6 protein-coding genes are annotated in these 8,125 nt (G+C 57.0%); 5 read left to right on the top strand and 1 reads right to left on the bottom strand.

Going from position 1 to position 8,125, the window contains the following annotated elements; translation table 11 throughout:
- Positions 1-254: 254 nt before the first annotated feature.
- Complete coding sequence (locus X946_RS33880; protein ID WP_161788666.1) at positions 255-821, bottom strand: hypothetical protein; 567 nt, start codon at positions 819-821, stop codon at positions 255-257.
- Positions 822-1,349: 528 nt separating this feature from the next.
- Between X946_RS33880 and X946_RS14960 the strand changes: the two genes are divergently transcribed.
- The 5 genes from X946_RS14960 (at position 1,350) to X946_RS14945 (ending at position 7,871) form a co-directional block, all read left to right on the top strand.
- Positions 1,350-2,348, top strand: a complete 999-nt coding sequence (locus tag X946_RS14960; protein ID WP_038748742.1) for an AAA family ATPase — start codon at positions 1,350-1,352, stop codon at positions 2,346-2,348.
- Between the two features lie 132 nt (positions 2,349-2,480).
- The gene (locus X946_RS31260) at positions 2,481-4,706 is read left to right on the top strand and encodes a S8 family peptidase (RefSeq protein WP_200886430.1); all 2,226 of its coding nucleotides are present in this window, start codon (positions 2,481-2,483) and stop codon (positions 4,704-4,706) included.
- A 533-nt stretch (positions 4,707-5,239) separates the two neighbouring features.
- Positions 5,240-6,202 carry a chromate resistance protein ChrB domain-containing protein gene (locus X946_RS14955; RefSeq protein ID WP_038748740.1) on the top strand — a complete coding sequence of 321 codons (963 nt, stop codon included), beginning with the start codon at positions 5,240-5,242 and terminating at the stop codon, positions 6,200-6,202.
- A 20-nt stretch (positions 6,203-6,222) separates the two neighbouring features.
- A complete protein-coding gene (locus X946_RS14950) occupies positions 6,223-7,395 on the top strand; it encodes a chromate transporter (RefSeq protein ID WP_038748738.1) in 1,173 nt (390 codons plus the stop codon).
- A gap of 14 nt (positions 7,396-7,409) precedes the next feature.
- Positions 7,410-7,871 carry a chromate resistance protein ChrB domain-containing protein gene (locus X946_RS14945; RefSeq protein ID WP_038748751.1) on the top strand — a complete coding sequence of 154 codons (462 nt, stop codon included), beginning with the start codon at positions 7,410-7,412 and terminating at the stop codon, positions 7,869-7,871.
- Positions 7,872-8,125 lie beyond the last annotated feature (254 nt).

Here is an 8,125-nt window from a genome sequence, read left to right as displayed (position 1 = left end):
TACCTTGCCGCCGTGCGTCGTCGTGTCGCCGACGCGGATGATCGCGCGCTTTGCCACTTGGCCCTCTCGTGTCAATTTGCGTGCAAATTTACCATCGAGCGCGCGAGGTACGGGATTGACGGTTGTACTGCCACGACACCTGTCAGATTTGACAGTTGTGTGGCATCGAGGTCTATTATGTCCGACACCGAGACACTACATTCGTCATCCGCTAACGCCGTCGCTGGAGTAGCCAATTGCACGCTCAGGCAGGGTCAATCCAGAGCGTTATAAAATGCATGGCTTACTACTTGTGGAATGGTCTCAAATGCTTGCCGCAACATCGGCGTTACGTCGATATTGCCAAGCCTCAGGTCATCGGTGGCATGGGCAAGGCGCTGACCAGCAAAATCACAAACAACGATCCATGCGCGTTCCACCTCTTGGGCATCGGGAAACTCTTGGACGATGGACGGCAATACCTTGGCCAACGACCTACCGTCTTTGCGTTGATAGTGCTCTATTCCAATATCGCCATTTCGGCGTTTCCCGACAGATTGCAACGCCGAAGGTATGCCGCCGCTACGCAGTCCGAGAAACTCAAGCAACAATCTCGAATAGATCGCGGCCATGCTGGAAACTGTCTGCACATACACTGTTAGAACCGTCTTATAGACCGGATCGCGTTCACCTTCTACAACGATCTCTGTTCGTGCGAGTGGATCAAATTTATCGCTCAGCCCCAAAGCCGAAGACCCGGCAAACACCCCTTGTACATAGTACGGGATGATTGTATGCCGCATATGCTGCATGCTGCCGTCTCTGGTGAGTTGGACCGACACCTCTGCACCTCGCCTGCCGTGGATTGTGTCTGATGTTACCAAGACAATCGGGGCCATTGCCGCGTCGATGGCCTAAACGCCTGCTAGAGTGGGCTTGCCGTGTGGGATTGCAGTTGCGCGAAGTTCGCCCTTGGCCTGGAAGTAATCCACCAGCACGTTCAACGCAAACGGCGGCCACATGCTTCGAATGACTTGGGCCGCACGGCAACTGGCTCGCCCCTCTGAGTAGTCGCCGCTCATGCATCGCGATTGGATCACGGTGCGGCCGGCCGCATGTTCATTCCCTTTTTATGAGTGGCGGGTATAGGAGACATCTTCCGCGGGGGCAATCTTCCCTCAGTGTCCACGAGTGCGGTCGCGTGGCTGCTGCCGTGTTGCAGTACCCCTTCTAGGGGTTTTCCCTATATGGGCTGGCGAGTTCGCTGTACTGTGTTTTCAGCGCCATGGCGTCGCGTCGGCCGGAATGTCGCTTGGATGGGCAGGCGCGTATAATTCGCATCTAGACACGGACAACTTGAGGATGCTGACATGGCGCGCGGCGAACTGATGAAAAAGTTGCTCGCGAGTTACGGTCGGGACGATGAGTTCCGCGCAGTTGCCGAGCAGATCATCGTTGAGGAAGAACAGAAAAACAACCGGGTGCTTGCGCGCGCCTTGCGTCGCACCCTCGACAATGCCGCCCAAGGTAGCGCTGAACTCAAGACCCCCAAAGGTCTCGCTCCCCTTATTAAGTTCCCGGATGCGGCAAGCGAATTCATCGAAAAGATCGAACCCAGTCGCACGCACAAAGACATCACGCTTGCGCCGGCTAACGTTCGGGTGTTTCTCGGATTGATGGAGGAGTTTCGCCGTTCCGACGAAATTCGTCGGAAGGGTTTGCCGATTCGGTCGAAGCTTTTGTTTTGCGGCCCACCGGGATGTGGGAAAACACTTTGTGCGGAAGTTTTTGCAGGCGAACTCGGTTTGCCACTTTACGTGGTGAAATTGGATCAGCTGATTTCGTCATACTTGGGTGAAACTGCGTCCAATATAAGGAAGATATTCGATTTTGCTCGAAAGCATCCGTGCGTCTTATTTCTCGATGAATTTGACGCGCTCGCCCGCTCGCGCGATGATACGTCGGAGCATAATGAGTTGCGGCGAGTTGTCAATAGCCTGCTGATATTCATTGATCGCATTCAGCCTCGAGGTTTTCTCATTGCGGCGACGAATCTCAGCAAAACTCTCGATCAAGCAGTATGGCGTCGTTTTGACGAGGTAATTTGGTTTGACCGGCCGAACGATCGAATGATTCGCCGTTTTCTGCAGTCGCAGTTCAAGAATGTGCAGATCGGATTCGATCCGTTGCTGTTTGCATCAATGCTGTCGGGTTATTCGTATGCAGAGATAGAGCGGGTATGCATCCAGGCGATCAAGGCCACACTTATCGGTCGTCGGAAAATTGTTGATGAGGGTGATTTCCGGGGCGCCCTGCGTGATGAGCAACGTCGTAAAGCTGGGCGGGAGAGAATGATTGAGGTGGTATAAGTTCGAAAATTAAAATCGATGCCTCATTTAGAACATTTACGTCTTATTCGACTGCCGGAGCGATTCGAGCGCCGAAAAAATGGGGGTGGATCACCTCCGCCAACGCGTGACCCTCGGGGTCATAGCGCCCGGTTGACTGCAGAATTGAATGCCGTCGTTGCCGCTCAGCGCGCGCGCCGTCGCCCCGAGTTTGTCGATCCTGCGCTTATCTTGCGAGTGAGGATGGTCGGTGCACGACAAGAAAGCACATGGGAAGGACTTGGGCTTACCGTCTTATCGTCCGACTCTGACCGTACATTGGTCTTATTTGCAGATCACGACGACTTGCGCGATTTCCGGCAGCGAATAGACGCTTATTCTCAAGGTGTTCCTCCAGGGCAGCGAAATCCAGCATATGCAACTTTTATTGCAAACGTGGAATCGATCGGCGATGTTGAGCCTCGCGATAGGATTGGGTTAAAGCTACGGGAAAGGGGGGTTGTTTCTGAGGCCGATTTTCGTGACGATCAGGGGTACACTCTCGATTTAGAGTTGTGGGACGTCGGCCGTCGGGACCTCCGAGATCGCAAGCTTGACGAGATCGGTGCATACGTTACCAATCGTGGCGGAGAAGTTCACGATAGGTATGTCGGCCCGTCCATTTCGATGCTTCGAATTACCGTGAGTGGGGCGATCGTTCGCGCGCTACTTGGGGTTGATGCAGTTGCTAGTATTGATCTGCCGCCGGAGCCTGACGGTCGCGCGGAGGCCGCTATAGCAGTTGACCTAGGCCAGTTGCCCGAACTGGCCCCTCTTGATGACGACGCTCCCCTCATTGGGGTCATTGATAGCGGCATCAACGATCACCCGCTCATCGCCGATATTCTAGTGGGTGCCATCGGAGTTCCGGCGAGTTTGGGGACTGCGGACGTTTGCGGGCACGGGACAGTCGTTGGGGGGATTGCGGTATTTGGAGACATAGTTGGGCAGTTAAATGCTGGAGCGCTAAATCGTGGCGCGCGACTGTGTTCCGCAAAGGTCGTGAACGATCAAGGCTCCTTTGATAACCGGCGTCTAGTGCCGTCTCAAATGCGTGAAGCAATCACTACACTGCACGCTCAATACGGGTGTCGAATATTTGTGATTGCGTTGGGCGATAGGAAGCTGACTTACGATGGTAGGAAGGTCGGTGCTTGGGCCGCCACGCTCGACGAGTTGGTTCGCGAGTTGAACGCTGTGATTGTAGTATCTGCGGGCAACCGCGTTCCACGTGGTGGCAATGTTATAGAGCAGGCCGTTACAGAGTATCCGGACTATTTGCTGGAATCCGCGAATCGATTTTGTGAGCCAGCTGGCGCTCAAAATGTGTTATCAATTGGGTCAATATCGCACAGCAATGGCATTCCGCCAGAGTTGGCGGGCGATGTCCGTGTTCGTTCGATAACGGGGCCATTGGAGCCTTCGCCCTTTACTCGGGCGGGTCCCGGGATAGATGGTTCGATCAAGCCAGATTTTGTCGATTTCGGCGGAACGACTGTGTTCGACGCTGTCACGGTCCGGTTGCGTGGTGGGGAGGAATTACCTAGCGCCGGGGTCGTTTCCCTCAATCATCGTCATGTCGAGCAGCTATTTACTGCTCGATCCGGTACATCCTTTGCTGCGCCATTGGTTGCATTCAAGGCGAGCCAAATTTTGGCGCTTTTGCCACAAGCGTCTGCTAATTTGGTGCGAGCCTTACTCGCAGGGGCGGCAACAGTGCCGCAAGAGACCGTTGATCGGCTTGGTGCTCTCGGCGCAGACGCTATTCGCAAGGTCTGCGGGCGTGGGCAAGTTGATCTTGAGCACGCTGCATATTCCGATGAAGCGCGTGTTGTTCTGTATGCAGAGGATGAACTAACGATCGACCATTTCGCAGTTTACGAGGTTCCTATACCTGCTGCCTTTCAACAGACTAGAGGGCGGCGTACCGTCAAGATCAGCTTAGCATTCGATCCGCCGGTTCGTCATACTCGCGTTGACTACGCGGGCATCGGGATGAGTTTTCGTCTGATCCGGGGATGTACGGCAGAACAGGTTTTTGAGCATTACCGACGGCGCAATGTTGCTGTCGAGGGTGGTGTTCCGGAGATGGCAAGTCGGTTTAATTGTGCTTTGGAGCCGGGCCCTCGGGATCGAGAAACGGCCACCCTGCAAACGGCGGCTATCACATTCCAGCGCGACCTAACTCAGTACGGCGATCGTTACTACCTTGTCGTGCGATGTGAAGGCGGGTGGGCCCAGGAACTTGTGGAGAGCCAGAGTTTTGCCGTAGTAGTTGAAGTGAGCCATGAGGAAGAGATTCGGCTGTATCAACAAATCAGGGTCCGACTGCCAGCATAAATGGCTCCAACTCCGAACGCGGCCGAGGCACTGACCGGATGAAGAAGGATCTTGGAGACTGCGACGCACTCAAGAATACAGTCGACGAGCTGTGCAGCAACATAGCCACTCACCGTAGGTGAGCAAATGGCAGTTGGACCTTGATAGCTGCCGGTGATATTGCTGCGCGACGAATGGCGCTGACGAGTCGGCAACTGGCATTCTTGAAATCCATTGGCGTAGGTCGTAGCGTAGCTTTTGGATTTGAGCCTCGTCAGATAGGGTGGAGGTATTGCTGCATCAATGGCGAGTGGCCTGCGCGGCCTTCAGGTGGCAGAGAAGTCACCCATCTGACAAAAAGTTACTTTGGTGACGCGCGTTTTCCAGCCGCTGCTTTACCTCCGCATCAGTTCGCTCGGAGTCCGGCCGTGGTCTGAAGTGAAGTTCGTTGAGCTCACCGATCCGCATCGCTCCTTCGTTCCGAAGTTGTCCTCAAGCGATGTAGCAATCTCTACAGAATTGCAGTGTATGTAACGGCCAATTATGCTGCCGTTATGAATGCCACCTCTGCCTCCTGGCTCCTGTTGATTGTCAGTCTGCCGACGTCCGGCGCGACTGCGCGGATGCGCATCTGGCGTACCGTTAAGGCGCTGGGCTGCGGCGCATTGCGGGACGGTGCCTACCTGTTGCCGGCCCATGCCGAGCAGGTGGCGCAGTTGCGCGACCTGGCTGAGGAGGCACGCAACGGTGGGGGACAAGCATGGTTATTGCATGTCGGTGTGGAAGATTTTGTCGACGAGGGCACGTACCAGGCACTGTTCGATCGCACCGGAGACTATGCTGACTGGCTCGCCGAGCTTTCGGAAGACCGCAAGACACTGCCTGATCTCGCGGCAGCCGATCTGAATCGCCTGCAACGTCGCCACGCCCGCACGTATGACGCTATTCGGAGAGTCGATTTCTTTCCCGGCGAAACCTCGCTACGCGCGAGTGCGCAATGGCGCGATTTCACCGCTGCCCTCGAAGCGCTGCGATCCCCCGGCGAGCCGCATGCTGCACAAGGCGGCATTCCGCGCCGCGACCGTGCTCAATATCAAGGGAGGTTGTGGGCGACGCGCCGTCACCTTTGGGTGGATCGGGTTGCCAGCGCGTGGCTGATTCAGCGCTTCATCGATCCGCATGCGCGCTTTGTGTGGCTGGCAAACCTCACAGAATGTCCGGTCGACGCCCTTGGCTTCGATTTCGACGGCGCCCCGTTCACGCATGTGGGCGATCGCGTTTCATTCGAAGTACTGGTCGCCAGCTTCGGACTGGGCGACGACGAAGGGCTCGTACGGTTGGGTGCAATGGTGCATGCGCTGGACGTAGGCGGGTCGACCGTGCCGGAGGCAGGCGGGTTCGAGGCCATTCTGGCGGGTGCCCGAAAGCGACTTGCCGGCGACGACGCTTTGCTGACGGAGATCGGCACCGTACTCGATTCGTTGTACGCCCATTTTCGCGGCAATCGAAAACCGTAACCCTGCTGCTCGCCCGCAAGATGAATACACGTCGCGATCGCCCCGCCTATACGCTGTGGCAACTGATCGGGTACTTCGCCTGGCTCGGCACAACCGGTTTCGGCGGGCCGGTCGCGCTCGCCGGCTATATGCATCGAGACCTCGTGGACTCGCGCAAATGGATTGCCGACGCGGACTACAAGGAAGGTCTCGCGCTCGCGCAGCTTGCTCCCGGCCCGCTGGCGGCGCAACTGGCGATTTATCTCGGCTATGTGCATTACCGCATCGTCGGCGCCACGGTGGCGGGAGTCGCGTTCGTGCTGCCGTCGTTTCTGATGGTCGTGCTGCTTGGCTACGCGTACACCCGATTCGGTGGCCTGACCTGGATGCAGTCGGTGTTCTACGGTGTCGGGGCGGCGGTGATCGGTATTATCGCGATCAGCGCGCGCAAGCTGACTGCAAAGAGCATCGGTAAAGACAAACTTCTCTGGGCGATCTATCTAGGTCTGGTTGCCGTGACGGTCATTACCGAATCGGAAGTGGCGTGGTTGTTTCTTGCGGCGGGCCTGCTGGTCTGGTTCAGGCGCTCGCCGCCCAGGTGGCTACGCCAACGGCGCGTCAATGCGGTTGTCGCCGTGCCCATATCCGCCACCGGCGCATGGCTGGGTACCGTCGATTGGCCACAGCTTGCACAGCTAGCCGTCTTCTTTGCCAAGGCAGGCGCTTTTGTGTTCGGCTCGGGACTTGCCATCGTGCCGTTCCTCTATGGCGGCGTGGTCACGGAGCACCAGTGGCTCAGCGAGAAGCAGTTCGTCGACGCTGTTGCGGTCGCGATGATCACGCCGGGGCCGGTCGTCATCACGGTGGGCTTCATAGGCTATCTGGTGGCTGGTCTGCCCGGTGCGTGCGTGGCGGCAGCCGGGACATTCCTGCCGTGCTATCTGTTCACGGTGTTACCTGCCCCGTACTTCAAGAAGTACGGCAAGCTGCCGGCGATTCTGGCGTTCGTCGACGGCGTTACGGCCGCAGCCGTGGGTGCCATTACGGGGTCGGTGATCGTTCTGGCCCGGCGTTCGATCGTCGACGTGCCGACCGCATTGATGGCGCTCGCGACGATTGTGCTACTGGTCAGGTTCAAGAAACTGTCGGAGCCGGCAGTCGTGGCCGGGGCCGCCGTGATTGGCCTGGTGGTGTATCCGCTGTTGCATCGCTGACCGTGGAGGCTGTCATGCAATGGATTACGCGAGAACGTCCCAAGATCGACAGGGTGGCCTGTCCCTGGCTGATTGTTCGTTTTATCGATGAGACGCCTGAGTTCCTGTACGTACCACCGGGCGATGTCCTGCGGATCGCCGGCGAGACCGGCGCGATCCCGTACGACATTCCGGGTGTCGAGTTGACTCATGTCGGCGAGAAATGCAGCTTCGACGCGTTTCTCGACAAATACCGTTTGGGCGACGATCTGGCCTTGCAGCAAATGGCCCGCATCGTTCGGGGCGCGGATACGTCGCGGCTCGACTTGACGCCGCAGTCTAGCGGGCTATACGCGATTTCCCTTGGGCTATCGGACGTGTTTCCCGACGATCGCGAGATGCTGGAACATGGTCTGGTGGTGTACGACGCACTCTATGCGTGGTGCAGGAACTGTCAGGCCGAAAGCCACACGTGGCCGCCAAAGATGTCGGAGTGACGGGGCGGGGATTCGTATAGTCGTTCGGCTCGCACATGCACTTCGCTGACAAATTGTTCGGCGTAGCTTTCTGATCAGTGCTTTACCTGTTCGGCTGAAGGTGCTGCTGCATCATCGGGCACTGAAATTTGCTTTGCAACCGAGATGCAATCCGATCAGCTCCAGATATGCCAAAGCCCGCTGGCGGCGGGCTTTTTCGAGTGCTACAAATTTGCTACAGCACGAGGTGAGAGGCTTGCTGGATAAAGCTTTCG

The sequence above is a fragment of the Burkholderia sp. ABCPW 111 genome, assembly GCF_000773065.1.
Classification (GTDB): domain Bacteria; phylum Pseudomonadota; class Gammaproteobacteria; order Burkholderiales; family Burkholderiaceae; genus Burkholderia; species Burkholderia savannae.
This window is presented reverse-complemented; position numbering and strand designations above follow the sequence as displayed.